This window comes from Alphaproteobacteria bacterium (assembly GCA_030740435.1).
In the GTDB taxonomy this organism is placed as follows: domain Bacteria; phylum Pseudomonadota; class Alphaproteobacteria; order UBA2966; family UBA2966.
Genome location: JASLXG010000094.1, coordinates 36272 through 62803, shown reverse-complemented (window position 1 = coordinate 62803; position 26532 = coordinate 36272). Strand labels below are relative to the sequence as shown.

The 26532-nt window shown below is 66.4% G+C and carries 25 protein-coding genes and 1 pseudogene; 17 read left to right on the top strand and 9 right to left on the bottom strand.

Translation table 11 applies throughout. The features are described from left to right. Positions 1 to 137 precede the first annotated feature (137 nt). The 3 genes from QGG75_11040 to QGG75_11030 all read left to right on the top strand — a co-directional run bounded on the left by QGG75_11040 (position 138) and on the right by QGG75_11030 (position 3736). Positions 138 to 1409 (top strand): M48 family metalloprotease, encoded by a 1272-nt coding sequence (locus tag QGG75_11040; GenBank protein MDP6067768.1) that lies wholly within the window; start codon positions 138 to 140, stop codon positions 1407 to 1409. Between the two features lie 23 nt (positions 1410 to 1432). Beyond that, positions 1433 to 2914 (top strand): glycerol kinase GlpK, encoded by a 1482-nt coding sequence (gene glpK, locus QGG75_11035; protein ID MDP6067767.1) that lies wholly within the window; start codon positions 1433 to 1435, stop codon positions 2912 to 2914. A 66-nt stretch (positions 2915 to 2980) separates the two neighbouring features. Further along, positions 2981 to 3736, top strand: coding sequence for a DsbA family protein (locus QGG75_11030; protein ID MDP6067766.1), 756 nt, complete (start codon positions 2981 to 2983; stop codon positions 3734 to 3736). Positions 3737 to 3886: 150 nt separating this feature from the next. Here QGG75_11030 and QGG75_11025 read toward each other — a convergent pair whose 3' ends face one another. Then, positions 3887 to 4669: a DUF3750 domain-containing protein gene (locus tag QGG75_11025; GenBank protein ID MDP6067765.1), complete on the bottom strand. Its 783-nt coding sequence runs from the start codon at positions 4667 to 4669 to the stop codon at positions 3887 to 3889. Positions 4670 to 4676: 7 nt separating this feature from the next. Then, positions 4677 to 5657: a sulfur carrier protein ThiS gene (thiS, locus tag QGG75_11020; protein MDP6067764.1), complete on the bottom strand. Its 981-nt coding sequence runs from the start codon at positions 5655 to 5657 to the stop codon at positions 4677 to 4679. A gap of 148 nt (positions 5658 to 5805) precedes the next feature. On the opposite strand from thiS, the gene aroQ reads away from it, so the two are divergent. The 5 genes from aroQ to QGG75_10995 are packed head-to-tail and all read left to right on the top strand — an operon-like array spanning position 5806 to position 9369. Continuing rightward, positions 5806 to 6252 carry a type II 3-dehydroquinate dehydratase gene (gene aroQ, locus QGG75_11015; protein ID MDP6067763.1) on the top strand — a complete coding sequence of 149 codons (447 nt, stop codon included), beginning with the start codon at positions 5806 to 5808 and terminating at the stop codon, positions 6250 to 6252. Between the two features lie 11 nt (positions 6253 to 6263). Continuing rightward, positions 6264 to 6701, top strand: coding sequence for an acetyl-CoA carboxylase biotin carboxyl carrier protein subunit (locus QGG75_11010; protein MDP6067762.1), 438 nt, complete (start codon positions 6264 to 6266; stop codon positions 6699 to 6701). 3 nt (positions 6702 to 6704) lie between these two features. Then, a complete protein-coding gene (accC, locus tag QGG75_11005) occupies positions 6705 to 8051 on the top strand; it encodes an acetyl-CoA carboxylase biotin carboxylase subunit (protein ID MDP6067761.1) in 1347 nt (448 codons plus the stop codon). Beyond that, a complete protein-coding gene (gene aat, locus QGG75_11000) occupies positions 8048 to 8713 on the top strand; it encodes a leucyl/phenylalanyl-tRNA--protein transferase (GenBank protein MDP6067760.1) in 666 nt (221 codons plus the stop codon). Before accC ends, aat begins: the two co-directional genes overlap by 4 nt. Continuing rightward, entirely contained in the window at positions 8710 to 9369 is a 660-nt protein-coding gene (locus QGG75_10995; GenBank protein ID MDP6067759.1) for an HAD hydrolase-like protein, read from the top strand. Before aat ends, QGG75_10995 begins: the two co-directional genes overlap by 4 nt. Positions 9370 to 9381: 12 nt before the next feature. On the opposite strand, the gene QGG75_10990 is transcribed toward QGG75_10995, so the two are convergent. Then, positions 9382 to 10515 (bottom strand): uroporphyrinogen decarboxylase family protein, encoded by a 1134-nt coding sequence (locus QGG75_10990; protein MDP6067758.1) that lies wholly within the window; start codon positions 10513 to 10515, stop codon positions 9382 to 9384. A gap of 136 nt (positions 10516 to 10651) precedes the next feature. On the opposite strand from QGG75_10990, the gene QGG75_10985 reads away from it, so the two are divergent. The 7 genes from QGG75_10985 to QGG75_10955 all read left to right on the top strand — a co-directional run bounded on the left by QGG75_10985 (position 10652) and on the right by QGG75_10955 (position 19101). Then, a complete protein-coding gene (locus tag QGG75_10985) occupies positions 10652 to 10795 on the top strand; it encodes a hypothetical protein (GenBank protein ID MDP6067757.1) in 144 nt (47 codons plus the stop codon). A gap of 10 nt (positions 10796 to 10805) precedes the next feature. Next, complete coding sequence (gene ggt, locus QGG75_10980) at positions 10806 to 12488, top strand: gamma-glutamyltransferase (protein ID MDP6067756.1); 1683 nt, start codon at positions 10806 to 10808, stop codon at positions 12486 to 12488. A 2-nt stretch (positions 12489 to 12490) separates the two neighbouring features. Continuing rightward, positions 12491 to 13369, top strand: a complete 879-nt coding sequence (locus QGG75_10975) for a hypothetical protein (GenBank protein ID MDP6067755.1) — start codon at positions 12491 to 12493, stop codon at positions 13367 to 13369. After that, complete coding sequence (locus tag QGG75_10970) at positions 13366 to 14181, top strand: methyltransferase domain-containing protein (protein ID MDP6067754.1); 816 nt, start codon at positions 13366 to 13368, stop codon at positions 14179 to 14181. Before QGG75_10975 ends, QGG75_10970 begins: the two co-directional genes overlap by 4 nt. 90 nt (positions 14182 to 14271) lie before the next feature. Next, positions 14272 to 14808: a PadR family transcriptional regulator gene (locus QGG75_10965; protein ID MDP6067753.1), complete on the top strand. Its 537-nt coding sequence runs from the start codon at positions 14272 to 14274 to the stop codon at positions 14806 to 14808. A gap of 34 nt (positions 14809 to 14842) precedes the next feature. Beyond that, complete coding sequence (locus QGG75_10960; protein MDP6067752.1) at positions 14843 to 15943, top strand: efflux RND transporter periplasmic adaptor subunit; 1101 nt, start codon at positions 14843 to 14845, stop codon at positions 15941 to 15943. Continuing rightward, complete coding sequence (locus QGG75_10955) at positions 15940 to 19101, top strand: efflux RND transporter permease subunit (GenBank protein ID MDP6067751.1); 3162 nt, start codon at positions 15940 to 15942, stop codon at positions 19099 to 19101. Before QGG75_10960 ends, QGG75_10955 begins: the two co-directional genes overlap by 4 nt. Here the strand turns inward: QGG75_10955 and pssA are convergent. The 5 genes and pseudogenes from pssA to QGG75_10930 form a co-directional block, all read right to left on the bottom strand. After that, on the bottom strand, positions 19098 to 19916 hold the full coding sequence (gene pssA, locus QGG75_10950; protein MDP6067750.1) for a CDP-diacylglycerol--serine O-phosphatidyltransferase: 819 nt from the start codon (positions 19914 to 19916) through the stop codon (positions 19098 to 19100). The genes QGG75_10955 and pssA overlap by 4 nt on opposite strands. Before the next feature lie 2 nt (positions 19917 to 19918). Then, positions 19919 to 20644, bottom strand: a pseudogene (locus QGG75_10945) (phosphatidylserine decarboxylase). A 46-nt stretch (positions 20645 to 20690) separates the two neighbouring features. Further along, positions 20691 to 22547 carry an ABC transporter ATP-binding protein/permease gene (locus tag QGG75_10940; GenBank protein MDP6067749.1) on the bottom strand — a complete coding sequence of 619 codons (1857 nt, stop codon included), beginning with the start codon at positions 22545 to 22547 and terminating at the stop codon, positions 20691 to 20693. A 149-nt stretch (positions 22548 to 22696) separates the two neighbouring features. After that, entirely contained in the window at positions 22697 to 23794 is a 1098-nt protein-coding gene (locus QGG75_10935; GenBank protein ID MDP6067748.1) for an Ig-like domain-containing protein, read from the bottom strand. 89 nt (positions 23795 to 23883) lie between these two features. Further along, entirely contained in the window at positions 23884 to 24270 is a 387-nt protein-coding gene (locus QGG75_10930) for a hypothetical protein (GenBank protein ID MDP6067747.1), read from the bottom strand. On the opposite strand from QGG75_10930, the gene QGG75_10925 reads away from it, so the two are divergent. Further along, complete coding sequence (locus QGG75_10925) at positions 24260 to 24841, top strand: TIGR00730 family Rossman fold protein (protein ID MDP6067746.1); 582 nt, start codon at positions 24260 to 24262, stop codon at positions 24839 to 24841. The two genes, QGG75_10930 and QGG75_10925, sit on opposite strands and share 11 nt — an antisense overlap. A 58-nt stretch (positions 24842 to 24899) precedes the next feature. Further along, positions 24900 to 26114, top strand: coding sequence for an NADP-dependent isocitrate dehydrogenase (locus QGG75_10920; GenBank protein MDP6067745.1), 1215 nt, complete (start codon positions 24900 to 24902; stop codon positions 26112 to 26114). Between the two features lie 98 nt (positions 26115 to 26212). Here QGG75_10920 and QGG75_10915 read toward each other — a convergent pair whose 3' ends face one another. Further along, positions 26213 to 26521 carry a hypothetical protein gene (locus tag QGG75_10915; GenBank protein MDP6067744.1) on the bottom strand — a complete coding sequence of 103 codons (309 nt, stop codon included), beginning with the start codon at positions 26519 to 26521 and terminating at the stop codon, positions 26213 to 26215. Between the last annotated feature and the right edge of the window lie 11 nt (positions 26522 to 26532).

The following is a 26532-nucleotide window of genomic DNA, read 5'->3' as shown; positions in this document are numbered from 1 at the left end:
TCGTAACGTCGGTGATACGGCTCCTGGGCCAAGGCCAGGCCCGAAACCTGTGGTTAATCTGGGTCCTGGTCTGCGCCCTTGCCGTTACCGCCACGACGGCCCAGGCGCGGCGGATTGCCTTGATCCGAGATGCGGAGGTGGAACATACCATCGGCACATATGCCGCGCCACTGTTCACCGCCGCCGGTCTCGACGCCAGCGCGGTACGTGTCCTCATCGTCAAGGACCGCGGTCTCAATGCCTTCGTGGCCGGCGGCCAGAAGATCTTCGTCAACACCGGACTGTTGCTGGCGGCAGGCAGCCCGCAGCAGCTCATCGGCGTACTGGCCCATGAGACCGGCCACATTTCCGGCGGCCACCTGGCCCGCACCCAGGAGGCGCTGAAGAATGCCAGCGTGCCGGCCATCATCGGCATGGTGTTGGGGGCGGCGGCGATGGTCAGCGGCGCCCCGGGTGGTGCCCAGGCGGCCCCGGCCATTCTGCTCGGCGGCCAGCATATGGCCGGTCGCACCTTCCTGAAGTACAGCCGGACCCAGGAATCGGCGGCCGACCAGGCGGCCGTGGCGCTGCTGGCCGAAAGCGGCCGCTCGCCGCAGGGTCTGCTGGATTTTCTCGATATTCTGGGCGAGCAGGAGCTGCTATCACGCCAAAGTCAGGACCCCTACGCCCAGAGCCACCCCCTCAACCGCCAGCGCATCGAGCTGCTGCGGCGCCGGGCGGAAACCTCGAAATACCGCGATGCCAAGCCCTCGGCGGCGGAAATCGAGGCCTTCCAGCGCCTGCAGGCCAAGCTCAGAGGGTTCATCGAGAGCCCGGCCCGGGTCTTCAAGCGCTATCCCGCGAGCGACCGCTCGGTAGCCGCGCGTTATGCCCGGGCGGCGGCCCATCATAACGACAGCCAGCTGCAAAAGGCCTTGGTCGAGATCGAACATCTACTCGCCGAGCGCCCCGACGACGCCTTTTTCCAGGAACTCAAAGGGCAGATCCTCTACGAACACGGCCGCGTCAAGGAATCGCTGGTGCCCTACCAAGCCGCCGTGCGGCTCAGGCCCGAACTGGCGCTGCTGCGGGTGGGCCTGGCTCAGTCCCAGATAGCCAGCCAGGATGCCAGCCTGCTGGCCGCCGCCATCGGCCACCTCGAAACGGCGGCACGCCAGGACAGCAACCTGATCGGCATCTGGCGCCAGCTCGCCGTGGCCTATGGCCGCGAGGGCCGCTTCGGCCTCTCGGCCCTGGCCAGCGCCGAATTCGCCTTTCGCCTGGGCCGCGCCGTCGAGGCTTTGCTCCAGGCCGAACGGGCGGCCAAGAAACTGCCGCAAAACTCGCCCGGCTGGCTCAGAGCACAAGACATCATCAGCGCCATCAAGGTGGCCCGAGAGAGCCGCCGGGGCGGCAAGCGAAAACGCTAGCAACAGCGGAGACAGCGCCCGACATGGCCTCACCGTCCTATGTCCTGGCCCTCGACCAGGGCACCACCTCGAGCCGCGCCATGACCTTCGATGCCGGCGGCCGGCCGCTGGCCAGCGCCGGGCGCGAGCTGGCCCAGATCTATCCCGACGACGGCTGGGTCGAACACGACCCCAAGGCCATCTGGCACGACACCATCAACTGCGCCCGCGAGGTGGTGGCGGAGCTCGGGATCGACGGCCTCGACAGCATCGGCATCACCAACCAGCGCGAAACCACGCTGTTGTGGGAACGCCACAGCGGCCGGCCGGTGCACAACGCCATCGTCTGGCAGGACCGGCGCACGGCGGCGCGTTGCGCCGAACTGGAACGTGATGGGCTGGGCCAGTTGGTACAGGAGCGCACCGGGCTTTTGCTCGATCCCTACTTCTCGGCCACCAAGCTGGCCTGGCTCCTGGACCAGAGCGCCGAAATCCGGACCGCCGCCGAGCGCGGCGAGCTGGCCTTCGGCACCATCGATTGCTTTCTGCTCTGGCGCCTCACTGGTGGCAGCAAACATGCCACCGATGCCAGCAATGCCGCCCGCACCATGCTCTTCGACATCCATCGCCAGGAATGGGACGAGGAATTATTGCAACACCTCAACATTCCTCTGAAAATTTTGCCCCAAGTGTTTGATTCCAGTGCAAAATTCGGCGCGACTGATAGTGATATCCTGGGCCACTCTGTGCCTGTCACTGGGATTGCCGGCGACCAGCAGGCGGCCACCTTCGGCCAGGCCGCCTTCGCGCCCGGCGCCATCAAAAGCACCTACGGCACCGGCTGTTTCGTGGTGCTCAATACCGGTAGCCAGGCCGTGGCATCGCAAAACCGCCTACTCAGCACCGTCGCCTGGCGGCTCGGCGGCAAGGTCAGCTACGCCCTCGAAGGCTCCATCTTCAATGCCGGCAGTACCGTGCAATGGCTGCGCGACGGCCTCGGCCTGATCGCCACGGCGGCTGACAGCGAAGCCCTGGCAGCCAGCATCGAAAGTACCGGCGGCGTTTACCTGGTGCCTGCCTTCACCGGCCTCGGCGCCCCCTACTGGCAGGCCCAGGCCCGCGGCGCCATCATCGGCCTGAGCCGCGACTCAGGTCCTGCCGAGGTGGCACGGGCGGCGCTGGAAGCGGTGGCTTACCAGACCCGGGACCTGCTCGACGCCATGGCTGCCGACGGCGCCCAGATCGGCAGCCTGCGTGTCGACGGCGGCATGGTGGCCAACGACTGGTTGATGCAGTTCCTGGCCGACATTCTCGATCGCCCGGTCGAACGCCCGGTGGTCAGCGAGACTACCGCCTTGGGAGCGGCCTACCTGGCCGGCCTGGCGACCGGCTTCTACCCCTCGCTCGAGGTGATCGCCGAACACTGGCAGCGCCAGCGCCAGTTCGAACCGGCAATGCCCGAAGCCCAACGCGAGGCACTTTACGCCGGCTGGCAAACCGCCGTGGCCCGAACCCTGGTTCGGTAATATTAATGTGAAGGTTTGGAACGCCGTGAGGCTGGTATGCTAAGGGGCGGCAAAGGAGAAGCGTTGATGTTGAGAACCTCGGCAGGTGGCTTGGCCCTGGCGGCGGCGCTGGTGTTGACGGCACCAGCGGCACCGGCGGCGGAGATTTTCGACAAGGCCCAGAAGGCGGCCATCGAAAAATTGGTGCACGACTATTTGATGGCCCATCCCGAGGTCATTTTGGATTCCGTCAAACGCCTCGAGGCCCGCGAGCGCGACGCCGAAAGCCAACGCAACAAGGGCAAGATTGCGGCCAACGCCGAAGCCATCTTCCGCGATCCCGAGGCCCCAGTGGGCGGCAACCCCGAGGGCGACGTCACCCTGGTCGAGTTCTTCGACTACCGCTGCGGCTATTGCAAGCGCTTCCATCCGGTGCTGGCCAAGCTGATCGAGGCCGATCCCAAGCTGCGCGTGGTGTTCAAGGAGTTCCCCATCCTGGGTCCGGAATCGGTGCTGGCCTCACGCGCCGCCATCGCCTCGCGACGCCAGGCACCGGAACGCTACCAGGCCTTCCACGACGCCCTGATGAACGTGCGCGGCACGCTCAACGAAGGCCGCGTCATGGAGACCGCTGCCGAACTCGGCTTCGACACCAGCCGGCTGCGCCGCGACATGGCCTCGCCCGATGTCGAGGCATTGATCCGGCGCAACCATGTCCTGGCCCGCGAACTGGGCATCAACGGCACGCCCGGCTTCGTCGTCGGCGACCAGGTGCTGCCGGGCTTCATCAAGTTCGAACAGATGCGGGATTTGATCGAGCTGGCCCGCGAGGGCAATTCATAGGACACAAAAAAAACCCCACCCTGCCCTCCCCCATCAAGGGGGAGGTGAAAAGTGTTACCTATGTCAGCGGTCTAAACTGTTACCCATCTACCCGGTCGGGCCAGGGTGGGGGGGAGGTGCGGTGGATGGCATCGAACTTGAATTGCCAAATCAGTCCCAGCCCAGCCGCCCGAGGCCCGGAAGCTTAAGCGCCGGGGGATTGAAATCGAGGCCGACGACCAGGCCGAAGAGGTTGACTTCGATGCCCTCCTCCAGGCCCACCAGGATGCCGGCAACGCCAAACAGCGAGACCTGGAAACCGCGCCCGCTGGGCGGCCGCCCGAAGACCGCGCCATGGGGCAGGTAGTCCTTGCCGATGGCGGTGGGCGGCAGGTCGAGGCCGAGCTCGGGCACTTGGCGGCCGATGTAGGCGGTGAAGGTGTTGCTGTTGGGGCCGGGCCAGGTGCTGTAATCCGCGGCGTGGGGATAGTCGCGCACCGCCGTCTCGACCTTGTCGATGAGTTCCTCGACACCGGGCCCGCGCAGGTCGACCAGCTTCAACGGCACGTTGGAGAACCACTCGCCGTCGGGGATGCCGCGCTTTACCCTGAGCGGCGGCCGGCCGCGAAAGGCGCGCCAGCCGATGACCTCATAGCGCCGGTAGTGAGCCGCGCCGCGGCGCTTGCTGGTGATCCAGGAATGGCTGGCCAGCGCGCCGCGCAGGCCCCAGGTGCGGGCGGCATAGACCTGCAGCACGGCTTCCGGCGTGGTCGCGGCAGCGGGCGCCTGGCCTGACGTGGCGTGGCTGGCATTGGACCAATGCGGCCGGCCGCTGGCCATCATCTGGGCGGCACTGGCCAGCAAGGGCAAGACCACCAGCAGCGTCGCCAGCACATAGGCCCGGCGTCGCCAGGGCGGGATGCGGCGGCCAAGCCAGCGACCCCGAAACCTCACACCGGCCTCAGATCAGCCCGGCCAGCGGCGACGAGGGATCGGCGTAGCTCTTTTTCGGCATGCGTCCGGCCTGATAAGCGAGCCTTCCCGCTTCGATGGCCAGTTTCATGGCCCGGGCCATGACAATGGGGTCCCGGGCCTCGGCGATGGCGGTGTTCATGAGCACGCCGTCGCAACCCAGTTCCATGGCCACCGTGGCGTCCGAGGCCGTGCCGACGCCGGCATCGACCAGCACCGGCACGCTGGACTGCTCGACGATGAGGCGGATGTTGATGGGGTTCTGGATGCCCAAGCCCGAGCCGATGGGCGCCGCCAACGGCATGATGGCGGCGCAGCCGATGTCTTCCAGGCGCTTGGCCATGAGGGGATCGTCGGTGCAGTAGACCATGACCTGGAAACCCTCGGCAATCAACGTCTCGGCGGCCTGCAGGGTCTCGACCATGTCGGGATAGAGGGTTTTCTGGTCGCCCAGCACCTCGAGCTTGACCAGCGACCAGCCACCGGCCTCGCGGGCCAGGCGCAGCGTGCGCAACGCTTCCTCGGCGCTGTAGCAGCCGGCGGTGTTGGGCAGATAGGTGTACTTCTTGGGATCGACGAAATCGACCAGCAGGGGCTGGCTCGGGTCGGTGATGTTGACCCGGCGCACGGCAACGGTGACGATCTCGGCTCCCGAGGCCTTGATGGCCGCCGCCGTTTCCTCGAAATCCTTGTACTTGCCGGTGCCCACCAGCAGCCGCGAGGAAAAGCTCCGGCCGGCCACCGTGAAGCTGTCGCTGGCCCCGCCGGCGGCGCCCCCGCCAATGAAATGGACGATCTCGATGCGGTCGCCCTCGGCCAGCCGGGTGCCCTGATAGGCCGACTTGGGCACGATCTCGAGATTGCGCTCGAGCGCCACCTTGCGAGCATCGAGGCCCAATTCGTCGAGCAGCTGCTGGATCGAAAGCACGGCGGCAAATTGCCGCTGTTCACCGTTGATGGAAAGGCTGATGGCCACGCCAACCCCCGTTTTGTCTTGCCCAAAAGGTCCCGAGAGTTCCTAGTCTATGCCTGAACAATTGGTAGGCAAAGGCTTGCTTTCAAGATCCAGCGGCCATGCTATAAACGGCAGGGGAATTGGCGAGGCCGGGCAGGAAGCGATGACGACCAAGGTTATGGTCATCAACGGACCCAACCTTAATCTGTTGGGCACGCGCCAGCCGGAGATCTACGGCCAGGCGACGCTCGCCGATGTCGAAAAGCTGTCGGCTGAGCGGGCCGCCGGCCTGGGGCTGGAAGCAGACTGCCGTCAGAGCAATCACGAGGGCGAAATCGTCGACTGGATCCAGGAGGCGCGTTCGAGCCACGCCGGCATCGTCATCAACGCCGGCGGCCTCAGCCACACCTCGGTGGCCATCCCCGATGCGCTGCAAGGCGTGGCGCTGCCGGTGATCGAGATCCACGTCTCCAACATCTACAGCCGCGAGGCCTTCCGCCATCACTCGCGCGTCAGCCCGGCGGCCATCGGGGTCATCGCCGGTTTCGGTATTGCGGGCTATGGCCTGGCTCTCGAGGCCCTGGCCACGGTCCTTGAAGAGGCCGGCTGAGAAGGAAAACAATGCCTGAAAAATTAAGCCCGAACAAAGAGTTAATACGGAAACTTTCCGATTTACTTGAAGAAACTGGACTGACCGAGATCGAATGGGCCGAGGGCCAGACTCGGGTTCGCGTGGGGCGTTCACCGGCCCCCGTCGCCGCTTTCGCCCCAACCCCCAGCATGGCGCTCGGCCACGACTCGGCGGCGGCCGAGCCGCCCAGCCATCCCGGAGCCGTCACCTCGCCCGTCGTTGGCACCGCTTATGTGGCGCCTGAACCTGGTGCCGATCCCTTCGTCCAGATCGGCGACAGCGTCAGCGAAGGCCAGACGCTACTGATCATCGAGGCCATGAAGACCATGAACCCGATTCCGGCGCCGCGCGGCGGCACGGTTCGCCAAATCCTGTTTTCCGACGGCGCGCCGGTGGAATACGGCGAGATCCTGTTGATCATCGAATAGATCATGTTCGAGAAAGTCCTGATCGCCTGCCGCGGAGAGGTCGCGCTTCGCATCCACCGGGCCTGCCGCGAGATGGGCATCAAGACCGCGGCCGTGCATTCCACCGCCGACGCCGACGCCATGCACGTGCGCCTGGCCGACGAGGCCGTCTGCATCGGCCCGCCGGCGGCCAGCCAAAGCTACCTCAACATCCCGGCCGTCATCTCGGCGGCCGAGATCACCGACGCCGACGCCATCCACCCGGGCTATGGGTTTCTTTCGGAAAACGCCCATTTCGCCGAGATCGTAACGGCCCATGGCATCACCTTCATCGGCCCGACGGCCGACCACATTCGCCTGATGGGCGACAAGATCGCGGCCAAGAAAGCCATGCGCGATCACGGCGTGCCGGTGGTGCCGGGCTCGGAGGGCGCACTGGGCAGCGACGCCGAGGGCCAGCGCCTGGCCCGCGAGATCGGCTATCCGGTGCTGGTCAAGGCCTCGGCCGGGGGCGGCGGCCGGGGCATGAAGGTGGCCTTGGCGGAGGGCGATCTCATCGAGGCCATGGCCACGGCCCGGGCCGAAGCCAAGGCCTCCTTCGGCGACGATGCGCTTTACCTGGAAAAGCTGTTGCAGCGCCCGCGCCACATCGAGATGCAGGTGCTGGCCGACGCCGCCGGCAACGTCGTTCATCTGGGCGAGCGCGACTGCTCGTTGCAGCGGCGCCACCAGAAGGTGCTCGAAGAGGCGCCCTCGCCGGCCCTCAACGCCGACGCCCGCGACCGCCTGGGCGCCACCGTCTGTGCCGCCGTCGGCGAGCTCGGCTACCTCAACGCCGGCACCATCGAATTCCTCTACGAGGACGGCGCCTTTTATTTCATCGAGATGAATACGCGCCTGCAGGTCGAGCATCCCATCACCGAGATGATCACCGGCATCGACATCGTGCGGGCCCAGTTGCGCATCGCCCACGGCTCGCCGCTCGACTTCGCCCAGTCCGACGTGAGCTTTTCCGGCCATGCCATCGAATGCCGCATCAACGCCGAAAACCCGCAGACCTTCGTGCCGGCGCCCGGCCGCATCAGCGACTATCACCCGCCCGGCGGCCTGGGCGTGCGGGTCGATTCGGGGCTTTACTCAGGCTACGCCGTGCCGCCGCACTATGATTCGCTGATCTCCAAGCTGATCGTCCACGGCTCGACGCGCAACGAATGCCTGATGCGGCTCAGGCGGGCGCTGGAGGAATACGTCATCGGCGGCCTGGAAACCACCATCCCGCTGCACCAGGCGCTGGTGACGAACGGCGACTTCGTCAACGGCAGCTACGACATCCATTGGTTGGAGTCCTTCATCGACCCACCCCGGCGATGAGCAGCCTGATGAGCCACCTGACGCCGGAGATCCTGCTGCAAGCCTACGCCCGGGGCATCTTTCCCATGGCCGAGGGGCGCCGTGACCCGACGCTTTTTTGGGTCGATCCCGAGCTGCGCGGCATCATCCCGCTGGCCAGCTTTCACGTGCCCAAGCGGTTGGGGAGGAAGCTGCGCCAGGACGGTCTGCAGGTCACCGCCGATCGGGATTTCGCCGCTGTCATCGAGAACTGCGCCAAGCCCGCCCCGGGCCGGCGCACCACCTGGATCAACGACGAAATCATCCGGCTCTACGCTAGCCTGCACCGGCGCGGCTTCGCCCACAGCCTCGAGGTCTGGCAGGGCCAAGAGCTGATCGGCGGCCTCTACGGCCTGGCCGTGGGCGCCGCTTTTTTCGGCGAGAGCATGTTCAGCCTCGGGGCCGACGCCAGCAAGATCGCCCTGGTCCACCTGGTGGCGCGCCTCAAACACGGCGGCTACCGGCTGCTCGACACCCAGTTCGTGACCGAACACCTGAGCACCTTCGGGGCCATCGAAATCGCCCGTGCCAAGTACCACGCGCTGCTGGCCGAGGCCGTCGCGGTCAGCGGCGACTTTTTTGCGCTGCCCGAGGATACGCCGCCCGACGTGGTGCTGCGCCTGGCGCTGGCGGATCAAGCATGACCGCCTGCGCCATCTTCGACCTCGACGGCACGCTGACCGATTCGCGCGAGGGCATCGTGCGCTCGCTGCGCCATGCGCTGGCCGAGCTGGAGCGGCCGCTGCCCGACGAGGCCGCCCTCGATCACTGCATCGGCCCGCCCCTCCACCTGGTGCTCGGCGAGTTGCTGCAAAGCGACGACGAAGATCTGATCCAGGCTGGCGTTGCTATCTATCGCCAGCGTTACGCCGGTGTGGGCTATCGCGAAAACCGGGTCTATGACGGCATCCCGGAGGCCCTGGCGGAGCTACAAAAAGCAGGCGTCCGCATGTTCGTCGCCACCTCCAAGCTGCTCGATTACGCCCGGCCGATCATCAATGAGCAGGGTCTCGGGCCCTATTTCGTGGAGCTCTATGGGGCCAGCCTTGATGGCACGCTCAGCCATAAACAAGACATCCTGGCCAAGCTCATCGCCGAGCAGGACCCCGACCTTTCACGCTCCGTCATGGTCGGTGACCGCAAATACGACATCGAAGGCGCCCGTGATGTGGGGCTGCCCTGCATCGCCGCGAGCTGGGGCTTCGCCGAGAGCGACGAACTCGCCGCCGCCCGGCCGGCGGCGCTGTGCCATGGGCCGGGCGAGCTGGCGGCGGCTGTCCGCGCTTTTCTTGGCGTTTGAATCCGCCTTTGACTACGCTCCGCCGTAGCGCCGGGCCTCGTCGTACATGGCCAGCACGTTGGCCGGCGGCACGTCGGGCTGGATGTTGTGGACGGCCGTCAGCACCAGGCCGCCGCCGGTGCCCAGGGTATCGATGATGTGGCGGGTGGCGGCGCGCACCTCGTCTTCGTCGCCCTGGGGCATGATGCGCTGGGTGTCGACGCCGCCCCAGAACGCCATCTTGTCGCCGAAATCGCGCTTCAGGCGTTCAGGGTCCATGCCCTTGGCCGCCACCTGCACCGGGTTGATGGCGTCGACGCCGATCTCGGCCAGGTCGTCGATCAAATCGGCGATGGCGCCGCAGCAGTGGAACACGACTTTCACGGGGGCGGCCTTTTTCACCCGGCCGATGACCATGGCCTGGTGAGGCTTGATCATCCGGCGATAGATGTCGGGGCTGAAGACGGTCGATTGCTGGGTCGACATGTCGTCGCCGAAAAACACGATATCGATGAACTCGCCGGCCTCGGCCAGGGCGTTTTCGGCGACGCGAGCACAGTATTCGCTGCCCAGCTCCATCAATCGGCTGGCGATCTCTGGACGGCGGTATAGATCGACCAGCCATTCCGAATAGCCGCGCACGAACTGCGCCTCATGCACCACGCCCAATCTGATGTTCAGGATGATGGCGTGGTCGCCGGCCTGGCGCAGCGCCTGGGCGCGTTCGCGGAAACCGCGGTAGAGGCCGGGGTTGTCGGCATCGGGCCAGTTGTGGTTTTCCACGTCCGCCAGCGTGACGTCGGGCTTTTGGAAGGGGCCGCCGACGTTGAGGTAGGGGCCGTCGCCGGACTTGCCCCAGACGGCGCCCCATTCATCGACGAAGTTGTCCTCGTCGATGTCGCGCTGGTAGCCGCCTTCATAGGGGCTGAGCGAGAGCAGCCGGGTATCGACGTCGAAATAGTCGAGCATCGAGGCATCGGGAATGGCGACGCGGGCCCGGCGCATGCCGAGCTCGGTCTCGTGGTCCAGCTTCATGTGGCGCTTGAGCTTTTCGTAGGCCGTCCAATAGACCGTGGAGGCATAGGTGCCGCCAAGATCGAGCGGCACCCGGTCGGGTTGTTGGCGGTTGAGGGCGGCGAGTACGCGTTCCCTGCGGCTCATCGTCATGGTCTTTTCGTCCTCGAATGGGCCGCGCCATCGTTTGATTCGGCCGGCAATACCCCCGGGCCGATTCTAGCCTGCATTTCCCACCTGGTCACTGCCTGCGTTGTGCGGCGGCGTCGCGATTTGATAGGGTCGTGGCATGAAAATCCGTCTGGCAGCCGTGCTCATGGGTTTTGCCCTCCTGCTGGGGGGCTGCGAGAACATGAATCAGTGGACCGAGATGTTCCGCGACATCAACCAGTCGCTGATACCCATCGGTGTGCTCAAGAAAGCCGGCAACTAGGGTGACGGCCATGTCGGCCTGGCGCGCCGTTGTCTTGGCCGGCCTTTGCCTGGCGCTGGCCCTGCCCTCGGCGGCCCGGTCGCAAAAGCGCATGGTCGCCGCCGCCAACAGCCACGCCGCCCGGGCCGGCCTCGAGATCCTGCGAAAAGGCGGCAGTGCCGCCGATGCCGCCGTCGCCGTGCAACTGGTGCTGAACGTGGTCGAACCGCAATCCTCGGGCATCGGCGGCGGCGCCTTCATGCTGCATTACCAGGCCGATGGGGACCGGGTCGAGGCCTACGACGGCCGCGAAACGGCACCCGCCGCCGCCACGGAAAGCCTCTTCCTGCGCCCCGATGCCAGCCCCATGAAGTTCTTCGAAGCCGTGGTCGGCGGCCGTTCGGTGGGCGCGCCCGGGGTGCTGCGCCTGCTCGAGACAGCGCACCGGCGGCATGGCCGCCTGCCCTGGCGCCAGCTCTTCCAGCCGGCCATCCAATTGGCCCGCGAGGGCTTCGCGCTATCGCCGCGCCTGCACATGCTGCTGGCCCGCGACAAGTTCCTGGCCCGCCAGGCGGCGGCCGGCGGATTCTTCTACGACGCCCAAGGCCAGGCCTGGCCGGTCGGCCATCGGCTCAAGAACCCGGCCTTGGCCGAGACCCTCGAGGCCATCGCCGAAGGCGGCGCCGAGGCCTTCTACCAGGGCGCCATCGCCCGCGACATGGTGGCGGCGGTGGCGGGCGCGGCCAACCCGGGCGGGCTCACGCTGGCCGACCTGTCCGGCTATCGCGCCATCGTCCGCCAGCCGGTCTGCGCGCCCTACCGGAAATTTCGCGTCTGCGGCATGCCGCCGCCGACCTCGGGCGGCATCACGACGCTGCAGATTCTGGGAATCCTGAGGTCGTTCGACCTCGCCGAGCTGGCGCCTGGCTCGCTGCAAGCCGTGCACCTGATCTCGGAAGCCAGCCGACTGGCCTACGCCGACCGGGCGCGCTACCTGGCCGATGCCGATTTCGTGGCCGTGCCGACGGCCGGGCTGCTCAGGCCCGACTATCTGGCCGGGCGGGCGGCATTGATCGACCCAGGAAGCAGCCTGGGCCAGGCCACGGCGGGTGAGCCGCCAGGCCGCCAGGGCCGAAATTTCGCCCCCGCGCCATCGCCAAGCCAGCCCTCGACCAGCCACTTCAGCATCGTCGACGAGCGGGGCAACGCCGTGGCCATGACCTCGAGCATCGAGAACGCCTTCGGCTCGCGGCTGCTGGTGCGAGGTTTCCTGCTCAACAATCAGCTTACTGATTTTTCCTTCCGTCCCCAGCGCGACGGCCGGCCGGTGGCCAACCGGGTCGAGCCCGGCAAGCGGCCGCGCTCCTCGATGTCGCCGACCCTGGTCTTCGAGGGGCGGCGATTGGTCCTGGCGCTGGGCTCGCCGGGCGGCAGCCGCATCATCGGCTACGTGGCGAAAACCCTGATCGCCGTGCTCGACTGGGGCCTCGACGTGCAGACCGCCGTCAGCCTGCCCCACCACGTCAACCGCAACGGCGGCACCGATCTCGAGCAAAGCACGGCCCTGGTCGGCCTGGTGGCCGGGCTCGAGAAACTGGGCCACAAGGTTCGCCTGCGCGGTCTGAACAGCGGCCTGCACGCCATTTCGCTTTCACCCAACGGCCTGGCCGGTGCCGCCGATCCGCGCCGCGAGGGCCTGGTGGCAGGAGATTGACCATGAACACGAGGATACGACCCTTCCTCCTGGCGCTGCTGGCGGTGGCGCTGGTGGCGACTGCGACCGCGGAGGGCGCCGCCGACAGCAAGCGCCTCACCCGGATTACCCATATCCACGGCCTGGCCGTCGACCCGGCGGCGGCCGATCATCTTTTGCTGGCCACCCAAAGGGGGTTTTACCGGCTGGCGCCGGACGGCCTGGCGACACTGCTGTCGGCCGGCGGGCGCGAATTCACGGGCTTTGCCGCGGCGACCGGCAACCGGCGCCTGTTCGCCAGCGGCAAGGTTTACCGCGGCAAAGAAAAGCTCGGCATCCAGCGTTCCGACGACGCCGGTGCGAGTTGGCGCAAAATCGCCGACGGCGCGGCTGGCCCGGTGGCCTTTCGCCGCATGGCCGTCAGCCCCAGCGACCCGCGCCTGCTCTATGGCCTGAGCCTGAACCTGCAGGTCAGCCGTGATGGCGGTGCGACCTGGGCCGTGGTCGGCCCGGCGCCCAAGAGCGTGCTGGGTATGGCTCTGGCAGCCGGCGACGAAGCCGTGCTTTACATAGCTTCGCCGCGAGGTTTGCTGGGCAGTAGCGACGGCGGCAAAGCCTGGACGCCGGCCTATGGCGGAGACAGCAAGAAAAAAATCGTCGCCACCCTGATTACCACCACGCTCGAGGGTCGGGTTTTCAGCTATATCCGCAAGCAGGGCCTGGTGGTGCGCCAGGGCGCCGGTGCCTGGCGCCGGCTGGTGGCGGCCAAGGCCTTCGACGGCATGCTCATGCGCCTGGTCGTCGATCCCCGGAATGCCAAGCACCTTTTCGTCGTCAGCCAGTACATGAAGATCTTCGAGAGCCGTGACGGCGGCAAAACCTGGAGCCGATACGGGCTATGACCGCAGCCGCCTACGACGACAAGGCCGAATATTGGGAAAAGTGGGCCGAGACGCTGGCCCGCCAGTCACATCGTTTCAACCAGCCGCTGCTCGAAGCGGCCGGCGTCGGCCCCGGTCGGCAGGTTCTCGACCTAGCCTGCGGTGTCGGCGAGCCGGCGCTCAGCGCCGCCACCTTGGTCGGCCCCGAGGGCCACGTCACGGCCACCGACCTCTCATCCGAGATGTTCGCCGGCGCCGCCCGTCGGGCACAAAAGGCAGGGCTTGCGAATATTTCCTTCGAAGTCGCCGACATGCAGGCCCTGCCCTTCCCGGACAACACCTTCGACGCCTTGACCTGCCGCTTCGGCCTGATGTTCATCGACGAGCCTATCAAGGCGCTAAGCGAGGCCCGGCGGGTATTGCGCCCGGGCAGCCGGCTGGCCTTCATGGTCTGGGGGCAGCGACACGAAAACACCCTCCACGACGTCATGAAAACGGTGGTGCCGGAGCTTTTGGGCGAGGACGACAGCGGCCCCGACAGCGCCCAATTCCGCTTCGCCGACGAGGGCAGCGTGGCGCCGCTGATGGCGGCCGCCGGCCTCGACCGGATCGAGGAGCGCGAGCTGCGCTTCTCGCCCCGCCTCGATCCCTCCAAGCCCTTCTGGCGGCCCAACCTGGAAATGGCCTTCGGCGCCAAGCTCGAGAGCCTGTCGGCGGACGAACGCCAGGCCATCGAGACAGCCGTGGTGGCCGCTTTCGCGCCCTATCTCAAGGAAGGCGCCTACCACCTCCAGGTCCACATCCGCCTGGCCTGCGCCCTGGCGCCGCTTTAGGCAACGAATTTAACCTTGCACTGACGCCGGCAACCCCTATATAGCAATTCGATATATGTCGTTTTGTACTTAGGGAAATTACCGGGTGCCATGAACATCAAGACGCTTTGCCTCGGAATCCTCTCCTTCGGCGACGCCTCGGGCTACGAGATCAAGAAGCAGCTCGAGGGACCGTTCCGCCATTTCTATGACGCCAGCTTCGGCTCGATCTACCCGGCGCTGGGCAAATTGACCGAAGAGAGCCTGGTCGAGTGCACCGAACTGACGCAACGGGGCAGGCCCGACAAGAAGGTCTACCACATCACGCCTGGCGGCCGGCTCGAACTGGTGCAGCAGTTGCACGAGCCGCCTAGCCGGGATCGCATCCGCTCGGATTTCCTGGTCACCATGCTGTTTGCCGAACTGCTGCCGGCGGCCCACGTCGACGAACTTGTCGGCCACCGCATCGAGGACTATCGCAGCTCGCTCGACGAGCTTTGCTGCAGCCGCGAAAACGATTCCGCCAGCGCCGACTTCGTGCGCGGCTTCGGCTGCGCCGTCTACGCTGCGGCGCTGCGTTATCTCGAGGAAAACCGCCACCGCATCGTCGGTGAATCGTTGCGCGCCCAGGCCGAGGTCGCCGAATGACCCCGCGCCGCTTCCTTCGCAGGAGAAACCGAGCATGAACCGCTCCTATCTGCTGGCCCTGGCCATCGCTCTGGTTGCCGCCGGCTGGGTGATTTCGGGACAGATGAATGGCGCCAAGGAGGGGCCGGCTCCGGCCACCGCGCCGACGACGGCGGGGGCGACGGAGACGCAGACCGCGGCGGCCGAGCCGACGCACGTGCGGGTGCGCACGCTGAGGGCCGAGCAACGCAGCCGTGACATCGTGCTGCGCGGCCGCACCGAGGCCATCCGCAGCGTCGACCTGAAGGCCGAGATCCCCGGCCGCATCAGCAAGATCATCGCCGTCAAGGGCCAAAAGGTGCGGCGCGGCGACACCATCGTTCACCTGGCCATGGAGGATCGCCAGGAAAAGCTGATCGAGGCCAAGGCCCTGGTCAGCCAGCGCCAGATGGAATACGACGCGGCGGCCAAACTCAGGAAAAAAGGCTTCCGCGCCGAAACCCAACTGGCGGCGGCGACGGCCAATCTGGAGGCGGCCTCGGCTTACGTTGCCCGCATCGAGGTCAATATCGACCACACCGAGATCCGCGCGCCCTTCGCCGGCATCGTCGAGCGCCGCCCGGTGGAACTTGGTGACTTCCTAAAGGTGGGCTCGGTGGTCGCCACCATCGTCGACCAGGATCCCTACCTGGTGGTGGGCCAGGTATCGGAGCGCGAGGTCAGCTACCTGCGCCGCGGTATGCCGGGCACGGCGCGGCTGCCGGGCGGCCAGGAGATGAGCGGCAAGCTGCGTTTCATCGCCACCAAGGCCGATCCCCTGACCCGCACCTTCCGCGTCGAGTTGCGTGTGCCCAACGCCAAGCGCCTGTTGCGCGACGGCCTCACAGCCGAGTTGCGCATCGCCGTCGAAACCCTGTCCGCCCATTTCGTCTCGCCGGCCCTTTTGACGCTCGATGATGGCGGCGTCATCGGTCTCAAGACGGTCAATTCCGAGGGCGTCGTCGAGTTTCACCCGGTGCGCATCTTCAGCGCCGGCGCCATGGGCGTCTGGCTGGCCGGCCTGCCCGAGAGCGTCCGGGCCATCACCGTGGGTCAGGAATTCGTGCGCCCGGGCGAGCGCGTGACAGCGGTGGACGAGGCCGGCTCGAACTCATGAACACCATCATCAACGCCGCCCTCGACCGCTCGCGCACGGTGCTGCTGACGCTGGTGCTGATCCTGGTCAGCGGCGTCGTCGCCTACGTCAACATTCCCAAGGAATCCGATCCCGATATCGACATTCCCATCATCTACGTCTCCATGAGCCACGAAGGCATATCGCCCGAGGACGCCGAGCGCCTGCTGGTACGGCCCATGGAGAAAGAGCTGCGCGCCATCGAGGGCGTCAAGGAGATGCGCTCGACGGCGGCCGAGGGACACGCTTCGGTGCTGCTCGAATTCGAGGCCGGTTTCGACGCCGACCAGGCCTTCAACGACGTCAGCGAAAAGGTCGACATCGCCAAGAACGAGCTGCCTGGCGATACCGAGGAGCCGACCGTCAACGAGGTCAACGTCGGGCTCTTTCCGGTGCTCATCGTGACGCTTTCGGGCGAGGTGCCGGAACGCACCATGTTCAAGCTGGCCCGCGACCTGCGCGACGAGCTGGAAGGCCTGCCGGGCGTGCTCGAGGCCGAGATCGCCGGCGACCGCGACGAGGTGCTCGAGGTCATCGTCGATCCCCTGCGCATGGAGAGCTACAACATCAGCCACGGCGAGCTGGTGCGGGCCATGACCATGAACAACCGCCTGGTCGCGGCCGGCGCCCTGGACACCGGCCAAGGCCGCTTTTCGGTCAAGGTGCCGGGCCTTTTCCAGACCGCCAAGGACGTGCTCGAGGTGCCCATCAAGGTCAATGGCGACGGCGTCGTGACGCTGGCCGACATCACCTCGGTGCGCCGCACCTTCAAGGACGCCACCACCTACGCCCGTCTCAACGGCAAGCCGGCCGTGGTGCTGGAGATCAAAAAGCGCTTGGGCGAGAACGTCATCGTCACCATCGACGACGTGCGCCGCATCGTGGCCCAGGAAAGCGCCAATTGGCCGCCAGGCGTGGAGGTCGCTTTCAGCCAGGACAAGGCGGACGAGATCCGCATGATGCTGAACGAGCTGCAGAACAACGTCATCAGCGCCATCATCCTGGTCATGGTGGTGGTGGTGGGCGCGCTGGGGCTGAGGAGCGCCGGCCTGGTCGGCCTGGCCATTCCGTCCTCGTTCCTGTTCGGCATTTTGGTGTTGTCGATGCTGGGCCTGACCATGAACATGGTGGTGCTCTTCAGCCTCATCCTGGCCGTCGGCATGCTGGTCGACGGCGCCATCGTGGTGACCGAATTCGCCGACCGCAAGATGGCCGAAGGGGTGCACAGGCGCGACGCCTACGCGCTCGCCGCCAAGCGTATGGCCTGGCCCATCACGGCCTCGACGGCGACCACGCTGGCGGCCTTCATGCCGCTCCTCTTTTGGCCCGGCGTGGTCGGCGAGTTCATGCTTTTTCTGCCCATCACCCTGATGGCCACGCTCTCGGGCTCGCTGCTCATGGCGCTGGTCTTCGTGCCGACGCTGGGCGCCTACGTGGGCAAGCCGGGCAGCGCCAACCCCGAGATCAGGGCGGCGCTGGCGGGCTCGGAGAGCGGCTCGCTGGACCAGGTGCCGGGGTTGACGGGAACCTACGTGCGCACGCTGCAGGTGCTGCTGCGCCATCCCCTGAAGGTGGTGGCGCTGGCCGTGGCGCTACTGGTCGGAACGCAGGCCTACTATGCCAACCGGGGCAACGGCATCGAGTTCTTCCCCGACGTCGAGCCCAATCAAGCCGTCATCATGATCCACGCCCGGGGCAACATGTCGATCGATGAACGCGACGCCCTGGTGCGCGAGGTCGAGGCCGAGGTGCTTCAGGTGCCGGGTATCGAAACCGCCTACGCCCGGGTCGGCACGTCGAGCCAGGGATCGAACATGGCCGAGGACGTCATCGGCACCATCCAGCTCGAGCTCGAGGACTGGGACACCCGCCAGCCGGCGGCCCAGATCATGGACGAGATTCGCCGGCGCACCAAGGGCCTGGCCGGCATCGGCGTCGAGGTCCGCAAACCCGTGGTGGGGCCGCCCACCGGCAAGCCGATCCAGCTTCATCTGAGCTCGCGCTACCCCGAGGCCATCGAGCCGGTGCTGGTCGAGGTGCTGGCCGGCGTGCGCCGGATCGAGGGCCTGATCGACATCGAGGACAGCCGCGCCGTGCCCGGCGTCGAGTGGCAACTCGAGGTCGACCGCGCCCAGGCCGGCCGCTTCTCGGCCGACATCGCCACGGTGGGCAACATGGTCAAGCTGGTGACCAACGGCATCAAGGTCGACGAATACCGGCCCGACGATTCCGACGAAGAGGTCGAAATCCGGGTGCGCTACCCCCTGGACGAGCGCAACATCAACCAGCTCGACCAGTTGCGCATCCGCACCCCCGACGGCCTGGTGCCGATCTCCAATTTCGTCACGCGCTCGCCCAAGGCCAAGACCGGCACCGTCAAGCGCACCGACGGGCGCCGCATCATGACCATCAAGGCCGGCGTCGCCGAGGGCGTGCTGCCCGACAACAAGATGCGCGAGGTGCGCGCCTGGCTGGCCGGCCAAGAGCTCGATCCCCGCGTCGAGATCGCCTTCAAGGGCGAGGACGAGGAGCAGAAAAAGGCCGAAGCCTTCCTCAAGAAGGCCTTCGGCGTGGCCCTTTTCGTCATGGCCATCATCCTGGTCACCCAGTTCAACAGCTTCTACCACGCCTTCCTCATTCTCACCGCCGTGATCATGTCGACCATCGGCGTCATGCTCGGCCTGATCGTCACCGGCCAGCCCTTCGGCATCGTCATGACCGGCGTCGGCGTCATCACCCTGGCCGGCATCGTGGTCAACAACAACATCGTGCTGATCGACACCTACGACCGGCTCAAGAAATCGGGCATGCCGGCCCTCGAAGCGGTGGTGCGAACCGGCGCCCAGCGCCTCAGGCCGGTGATGCTGACGGCCGTTACCACGGTGCTCGGCCTGATGCCCATGGTGCTGCAAGTCAATATCGACATGTTTTCGCGCGAGATCTCGATGGGCGCGCCGTCGACCCAGTGGTGGGTGCAATTGGCCACCGCCGTGGTCGCCGGCCTCTCCTTCGCCACCGTGCTGACGCTGGTGGTGACGCCATGTCTGTTGGTGATCGGCGCCAACACCTCGAAACGGCTCGAGGACCGCCGCGCACGGCGCGCCGCTCGGGCCATCGCGGGGGCGCAAGCGGCGGGTTAGGTTTTCTTGTCGGCCTTTTCCGCCTTGTCGGCTTTGTCGGCTGCCTCCCCCTCGCCGCCCTCGGCCGCCGCCACCTGGCGGCGGAAGCTACGCACGCTCAAGGGAATGGAGGCGAGATAGACCAGCGCCAGCACCGTTAGCGTCAGCCAGGGATAGCTGACCAGCACCGCTGCCGCCAGGCCCACCACCAGCAGCACCGGCAGCACGTATTCGCGCCGCACCCTGAGCTTCTTGAAGGAATAGGTGGGAATCTGGCTGACCATCATGAACGAGAGAAAAATGGTGAAGACGGCGGCCACCACCGGCATGCGGAAGAAGACGCCGCCGTACTGGAAGCTCAGCGCCAGCGGCAACAGCGCCAGTCCGCCGGCCGCCGGGGCCGGTATGCCGGTGAAAAAGTTGGCCGCCCACGGGGGCTTGTTGGGATCGTCGAGCGCCGTGTTGAAACGCGCCAGCCTGAGCGCCATGCAAACCGCGAAGGCCAGCACCACGATCCAGCCCACACCGCCCAGCTCGGCCAGGTTCCAGCGGTAGAGCACGAAGCCCGGCGCCACTCCGAAGGAGACGAAGTCCGAAAGCGAATCGAGCTCTGCACCGAACTTCGAGGTGCCCTTCAAGAGCCGCGCCAGGCGCCCGTCGAGGCCGTCGAGAATGCCGGCGACGATGATGGCGACCACCGCCAGTTCCCATTTCTCGGCCAGCGCGAAGCGCATCGCCGTCAGCCCGGCGCACAGCGCCAGGATGGTCAGGATGTTGGGAATCAGGCTGTTGACCGGCAGCGAGCGCAGCCTTTGGGTCCTAGAGCGCAGCACCATGGCTACTGCACCTCCCCTTTGCGCGGCGCCTCCTTGGAACGCTGATCGGCCAGCACCGTCTCGCCGGCCACGGCGCGCTGCCCGGCCAGCACCAGCGAGTTCATGCCCTCGTCGAGGTAGACGTCGAGGCGGCTGCCAAAGCGGATCATGCCGAAGCGCTCGCCGGCCTTCAGCGTCTGCCCCTCGGCCAGTTCGCAAACAATGCGCCGCGCCACCAGACCGGCGATCTGCACGAAGGCGATATCCTTGCCGCCGCTGGTGGTCAGGCGTACCGCTTGGCGCTCGTTTTGTTCGCTGGCCTTGTCCAGCGAGGCATTGAAGAAGGCACCTGAGGTGTAAACCAGCGCCGTCACCTTGCCCGCTGCCGGCGCCCGGTTCACGTGCACGTCGAAGACGTTCATGAAAATGCTGATGCGCAGACGCGGATCATCCCCCATGCCCAGGCCCGGCGGCGGCAGCGCCCGTTCGATGGACTGCACCAGGCCGTCGGCCGGGCTGATGATCAGGCCTTCGCGCTGCGGCGTCACGCGGGCCGGGTCGCGGAAGAAATAGGCACAGCCCAGCGTCAGCACCGCGCCGATCCAACCCAGCGGCTCGGCCAGCAGGAACAAGAGCGCGCTGGCCAGGGCAAAGAGCGCGACGAAGCGATGGCCCTCGCGGTGGATGGGAATCAGGATCGAATCGAAAACGGACAAGGGGCGCTCCTGGCGGCAATAGTTGGTCGGCGCGAAGTTTAGCGCCCCCCTGCGAGCAAGGTAAGGGCGAGAATCAAGCCTATCCCAAGGCCGCCGCCAGACGTTCCTGGTAGACCGCGGCCTCCTGTTGGCGCGCCCACATGGCGGCGTAATGACCTTCCAGCGCCAGCAAATCGCTATGGCGGCCACGTTCGACGATGCGGCCCTGGTCGAGCACCAGGATCTCGTGCGCCTCGACGACGGTCGACAAACGATGGGCGATGACCAGTGTGGTGCGGTCGGCCGAAACCTCTCGCAGCGCCGCCTGGATCTCACGCTCGGTGTGCGAATCCAGCGCCGAGGTGGCCTCGTCGAAAAGCAATATCCGGGGCCCCTTGAGGATGGTGCGGGCGATCGCCACGCGCTGCTTTTCGCCGCCCGAAAGCTTGAGGCCGCGCTCGCCGACCGGGGTGCGGTAACCCTCGGGCAGGCCCTCGATGAAGTCGTGGATGGCGGCCAGGCGGGCGGCCTCGACGACTTCTGCGTCGCTGGCCCCGGGATTGCCGTAGCGGATGTTGTATTCGATGCTGTCGTTAAAGAGCACGGTGTCCTGCGGCACGATACCGATGGCATCACGCAGGCTGGCCTGCGTCACCTCGCGGATGTCCTGGCCGTCGATGCGCACGCTGCCGGAGCTTACGTCGTAGAAGCGAAAGAGAATGCGCGAGATGGTCGACTTGCCGGCGCCCGAGGGTCCGACGATGGCCACCGTCTGGCCGGCCGGCACGCGGAACGAAACGTCCCGCAGGATGCCGCGCTGGGCCTCGTAGGAAAAGTCGACGTTCTCGAACTCGACCTCGCCGCCGCCCGCCTTCAGGGCCTTGGCGCCGGGCCGGTCGTTGATCTCGGCGTTGACCCGGTTGAGCTTGAACATCTCCTCCATGTCGACCAGGGACTGCTTGATCTCGCGGTAGACGAAGCCGAGGAAGTTGAGCGGCAGATAAAGCTGGATCAGGAAAGTGTTGATCAGCACGAAGTCGCCCAGCGTCATGATGCCTTCCTTGACCTGCTCCGCGGCCAGCAGCATCACCGCGATGAGGCCGGCCGAGACGATCATTCCCTGGCCGATATTGAGATAGGAAAGCGTGGTCTGGCTGCGGATGGCGGCCTGTTCGTAGCGCGCCAGCGAGGCATCGTAACGCCGCGCCTCGTGGCTCTCGTTGCCGAAGTACTTGACGGTCTCGTAGTTGAGCAGACTGTCGATGGCCTTGGTGTTGGCCTCGCTGTCCATGTCGTTCATCTGGCGCCGGAACTTGGTGCGCCATTCGGTGATGGCCAGCGTGAAGGCGATGTAGCCCGAGATGGTGCCAAGCGTCAGCAGGCCGAACCAGGGTGTGTAGTTGTAAAGCAGGATGCCCACCACCAGCAGGATCTCAAATAGCGTCGGCAAGATGTTGAAGAGCGAAAAGGTGAGCAGAAACTGGATGCCCTTGGTGCCACGTTCGATGGCGCGGCTGAGGCCGCCGGTCTGGCGCTCCAGGTGAAAGCGCAGCGCCAGCCTGTGCAATTGCTCGAAAGTCCGCAGCGCCACCGAGCGGATGGCGTGCTGCCCCACCTTGATGAACACGGCGTCGCGCAACTCGCCAAAGGCCTGGGCCAATACCCGGGCCAAGCCGTAAGCGACGATGGCGCCCACCGGCACAACGATCAGGGCAAGGTTCTCCAGCGACAAGGCATCGACCGCCGCCTTATAGAGGAACGGCACGTAGACGTTGGCGAATTTGGCCGCCGCCAGCAGGCAAAGCGCCACCACCACCCGCAGCCTGAGCCCCGGGCGGCCGGCGGGCCAGAGATAGGGCAGCAGCGACCGCAGCGTCCCAAAGTGGCCGCGCCGCTCGGGCCGGCTGGCCTCTGACTGCGCCTGGGGCGCCTGGGCATTACTGCTGAGAGTTGTCATGGTGCAAATCAGCTAAGGATAGATAGCGCCCAACGTGATTCCTTTAGATAGGTGCGATGGTCGCCAAATCCCAACATGTTCGAACCTGCGGCCCATTTCCTTGTCCAGGAGGCGGCGACAGGGACGACAGGGATGACAGGAATTCCGGGTTAGTTCGTCGTCGGCCGCGGCACCGTCAAGACCTGGCCCGGAAAGATCAGGTGGGGATCGCCGATCTGGCGCACGTTGGCATTGAAAATCAGAGTGTAGAGAACGCCGTCGCCATAGGTGGCTCGGGCGATGCGCCAGAGACTGTTGCCGGGCTGCACCGTGACGCGGACTTCGCCGGCCGCCAGGCGCAACTCGCCCGGTGCGCTGCGGCGGAAGGGCACCACCACGCGGCCCAGCACGATGCCGCCGGGCCCGACGCGCTCGACGCGCAGGCGGTGACGCCCGGCGGCCACACGGGCTTCGGGCTTGAGCGTCCAGGTACCACTCTTGTCGGCCTCGACCTGGCCCGCCGGCTTGTCGTCGATATAGGCCTGTAACTTGGCCCCGGGCTTGCCCTTGCCCGAAAGCACCAACTTGCCCTGCTTGTCATAATCGACGGTGTCGACCGTGGGATCGGGGGAGTCCTTCACGGCCGCCGGTTTGTCGCCCGCCCCCTGCCCGCCACCCTGCAGGACACGGCTGGGGCCGCCGCCTTGGCGCGGCGTCAGCACGGCGATGACCTGGCTCGGTTTGGCGTCGTCGGCGCCGGCTTCGGCGCCTGGCTTGGCTTTCGGCTCCGACCCCGCCGCCACGGCTTTTTCGGGCTCGGGAACCGCCAGCACGACGACATTCTCGGATTGCTTGACTTCACCCGACTTGGAGCGCGCCTCGAGGCTGAGCTGGCGCGAGCCCGGCTTGAGCGGTTTTTCCGGCACCAGTACCCATTCGCCGCGGTCGTCGACGCTGGCCGTGCCCACCACCTCGTCCTGGGCCCGCACCGTGACCTCGGAGCCCGGCGTGCCGCGGCCGGCGATGACGGCATTGCCGTGCCGGTTGACGCGTACCACATCGAAGCTCGGCGCCTTGAGCGCCGGCACTTTTTCGCGGCCCGGCGGCGCTGGCGTGGCGGGGCTGGCGGGCGCAGTTGCCGCTTGCTCTGCCGGCGCGGACGCCGGGCGCCGCGCCGCCGTTTCGTGGTCGCTGAAAAAGACCGTCCTGGCGATGACGGCTGCCGCCACCACCGCGACCACGGCACTGATGAGAATGATCGTGCGCACTCGCCGTCCCCGTCGGCTATCGGGGTAGTTACCCTAATACGCGGCCCGGCGCCGTGCAATGCCTGCCCTGGCGCCGCCGAAAGTAGATGTCACTCAGGCAGTTCCACCACCAGCTCCCGCCCACCCCAGCCATGAACTTTGTCGTGCGCACGCACCGTGACCGTGGCTGGAGCGGCACCGTCGGGCAGCGTTATCCGTTTGCCGCGGGTAAAGGGCTGCTCGTTGACGTGGGGATGGAGCAGCACCCGGGTACCCAGCGCGCGGCCCTGGTCGTCAACCACCTGCCAGCGATCGGCATAATGGGACCAGCCTTCGTCGGCGTGGCTGAGCGTGACCTCAAAACGGTAGACGCCGGCTTGGCTTTTCACCACATTGACGCCGACCACGTCGACTTCGCCAGCCGCCGCGGGCCGGTCGACGGCGAGTACCGCGGCTGTCACCGCCAGCAACACGAAGGGCTTCCATATGGCGCGCATCACTTCCCTCTGCGTCTATTGCGGCTCCAGCCCGGGGGCCCGGCCAGCTTACCAGCAAGCGGCCCGCGAGCTGGGAACACAATTAGGTGAACGCGGCATCGAGCTGGTCTACGGCGGCGGCGGCATCGGCCTCATGGGCCTGGTGGCCGACGCCGCGCTGGCGGCCGGCGGCCGGGTCACGGGCATCATCCCCGGACATCTGGAAGAGCTCGAGGTGGGCCACGGCGGCGTGCGCCTGGAGGTGGTGCCCAGCATGCATGCCCGCAAACAGCGCATGTTCGAGTTGGCCGACGCCTTCGTGGCGCTGCCGGGCGGCGCCGGCACCCTCGATGAGAGCATCGAGATCATCACCTGGAAGCAGCTACGGCTGCACGACAAGCCGCTGGTATTGCTCGACATCGAGGGCTATTGGGAGCCCTTCCAGAGCCTCATGAACCATGTCGTGGCGGAGGGTTTCGCCCGCCCGGCGGTGGCCGATCTCTACCTCGTGGTGGCCGGCGTGGCGAGGCTTTGGCCGGCCCTGGAAGCGGCCCCCGAGCCGCGCTTGACAGCCGACGCGCACCTCCTGTAACCAGTGCCCCGCGGGGGTCGGAGCAAGCGCTCCCGGCGTGTTCCCGAGAAGGAAAATCATGGCCAAGATAAAAGTCGACCACCCCGTCGTCGAACTCGACGGCGACGAGATGACCCGTATCATCTGGGATTTCATCAAGAACAAGCTGATCCTGCCCTACCTGGACATCGAGCTGAAATACTTCGACCTCAGCGTCGAGGCCCGCGATGCCAGCGACGACCAGATCACCATCGACGCCACCCACGCCATCCAGGAGCACGGCGTCGGCGTCAAGTGCGCCACCATCACGCCCGACGAGGATCGCGTCGCGGAGTTCGATCTCAAGCAGATGTGGCGCTCGCCCAACGGCACCATCCGCAACATCTTAGGCGGCACGGTCTTCCGCGAGCCCATCATCTGCCAGAACATCCCGCGCCTGGTGCCGGGCTGGACCAAGCCCATCGTCATCGGCCGCCACGCCTTCGGCGACCAGTACCGGGCCACCGATTTCGTGGTCAAGGGGCCGGGCAAGCTGACCATGACCTTCACCCCGGCCGACGGCGGCCCGGCCGAGGAGCGCGTGGTCCACGACTTTCCCGAGGGCGGCGTCGCCATGGGCATGTACAACCACGACGAATCCATCCGCGGCTTCGCCCGGGCCTGCATGAACTATGGCCTTGAGCGCGGCTGGCCGGTCTATCTCTCGACCAAGAATACCATCCTCAAGGCCTATGACGGCCGCTTCAAGGACCTCTTCCAGGAAGTCTTCGAGGCCGAGTTCGAGGACCAGTTCAAGGCCCAAAAGATCAGCTACGAGCACCGCCTGATCGACGACATGGTGGCCCAGGTGCTGAAGTGGCAGGGCGCCATCGTCTGGGCCTGCAAGAATTACGACGGCGACGTACAGAGCGATATCGTGGCCCAAGGTTTCGGCTCGCTGGGCATGATGAGCTCGGTGCTGATGACGCCAGACGGCAAGACCGTCGAGGCCGAGGCGGCCCACGGTACGGTGACGCGCCACTTTCGCGAACACCAGAAGGGCAACGAGACCTCGACCAATCCCGTGGCCTCGATCTTCGCCTGGACCCGCGGCCTCAAGCACCGCGCCAAGCTCGATCAGAACGCCGAACTCGGGCGCTTCGCCGAAACCCTGGAAAGCGTCTGCGTCGAAGCCATCGAAGGCGGCTCCATGACCAAGGACCTGGCGCTCCTGGTAGGCGGCGACCAGGGCTGGCAGACCACCAACCAGTTCCTCGACACCCTGGATGCCGGCCTGCAGGCCAAAATGGGCTGAGGATCACTTAACGACACGGCAAACCCCGGGCGATCCCCTCGCCCGGGGTTTTCTTTCTCCCCCTTTGTCGATCTGGCGGCGGCTACGCCGCTTGCACCCTAGAGGCCGGGGCCCTTGACCAGCTTGTCGGCGGCGGTCTCGGGGAAATTCTCCCAGGCTTCGCCCGAAGCGACCACGCAGAGCAGGCCGCTGGGTTGCGTCACCAAGATGGTCCACGAACCCGTTTTGGAAGCCAGGACTTCGAGAACGCTGCCGTTACCCACCAAGCCCATGGCCACCGGGGCCTCCTGGTAGCGCGACTTGAGCTGCTCGATAACCGCCGTGCGTTCGTGGGTGCACAGGGTCTGAGCAGCGGCCGGCGCCACCAGCGCCAGGACCAGCATCATTGCTCCGACCCAGTTGAACATGACGTTCCCCT

Bases quoted from the DNA above. Each gene is read 5' to 3' on its own strand.
- glpK (MDP6067767.1), top strand. From the start codon at position 1,433: ATGGCCTCACCGTCCTATGTCCTGGCCCTCGACCAGGGCACCACCTCG.
- QGG75_11030 (MDP6067766.1), top strand. From the start codon at position 2,981: ATGTTGAGAACCTCGGCAGGTGGCTTGGCCCTGGCGGCGGCGCTGGTG.
- aroQ (MDP6067763.1), top strand. From the start codon at position 5,806: ATGACGACCAAGGTTATGGTCATCAACGGACCCAACCTTAATCTGTTG.
- QGG75_11010 (MDP6067762.1), top strand. From the start codon at position 6,264: ATGCCTGAAAAATTAAGCCCGAACAAAGAGTTAATACGGAAACTTTCC.
- accC (MDP6067761.1), top strand. From the start codon at position 6,705: ATGTTCGAGAAAGTCCTGATCGCCTGCCGCGGAGAGGTCGCGCTTCGC.
- aat (MDP6067760.1), top strand. From the start codon at position 8,048: ATGAGCAGCCTGATGAGCCACCTGACGCCGGAGATCCTGCTGCAAGCC.
- QGG75_10995 (MDP6067759.1), top strand. From the start codon at position 8,710: ATGACCGCCTGCGCCATCTTCGACCTCGACGGCACGCTGACCGATTCG.
- QGG75_10990 (MDP6067758.1), bottom strand. From the start codon at position 10,515: ATGACGATGAGCCGCAGGGAACGCGTACTCGCCGCCCTCAACCGCCAA.
- QGG75_10985 (MDP6067757.1), top strand. From the start codon at position 10,652: ATGAAAATCCGTCTGGCAGCCGTGCTCATGGGTTTTGCCCTCCTGCTG.
- ggt (MDP6067756.1), top strand. From the start codon at position 10,806: ATGTCGGCCTGGCGCGCCGTTGTCTTGGCCGGCCTTTGCCTGGCGCTG.
- QGG75_10975 (MDP6067755.1), top strand. From the start codon at position 12,491: ATGAACACGAGGATACGACCCTTCCTCCTGGCGCTGCTGGCGGTGGCG.
- QGG75_10970 (MDP6067754.1), top strand. From the start codon at position 13,366: ATGACCGCAGCCGCCTACGACGACAAGGCCGAATATTGGGAAAAGTGG.
- QGG75_10965 (MDP6067753.1), top strand. From the start codon at position 14,272: ATGAACATCAAGACGCTTTGCCTCGGAATCCTCTCCTTCGGCGACGCC.
- QGG75_10960 (MDP6067752.1), top strand. From the start codon at position 14,843: ATGAACCGCTCCTATCTGCTGGCCCTGGCCATCGCTCTGGTTGCCGCC.
- QGG75_10955 (MDP6067751.1), top strand. From the start codon at position 15,940: ATGAACACCATCATCAACGCCGCCCTCGACCGCTCGCGCACGGTGCTG.
- pssA (MDP6067750.1), bottom strand. From the start codon at position 19,916: ATGGTGCTGCGCTCTAGGACCCAAAGGCTGCGCTCGCTGCCGGTCAAC.
- QGG75_10940 (MDP6067749.1), bottom strand. From the start codon at position 22,547: ATGACAACTCTCAGCAGTAATGCCCAGGCGCCCCAGGCGCAGTCAGAG.
- QGG75_10925 (MDP6067746.1), top strand. From the start codon at position 24,260: ATGGCGCGCATCACTTCCCTCTGCGTCTATTGCGGCTCCAGCCCGGGG.
- QGG75_10930 (MDP6067747.1), bottom strand. From the start codon at position 24,270: ATGCGCGCCATATGGAAGCCCTTCGTGTTGCTGGCGGTGACAGCCGCG.
- QGG75_10920 (MDP6067745.1), top strand. From the start codon at position 24,900: ATGGCCAAGATAAAAGTCGACCACCCCGTCGTCGAACTCGACGGCGAC.
- QGG75_10915 (MDP6067744.1), bottom strand. From the start codon at position 26,521: ATGTTCAACTGGGTCGGAGCAATGATGCTGGTCCTGGCGCTGGTGGCG.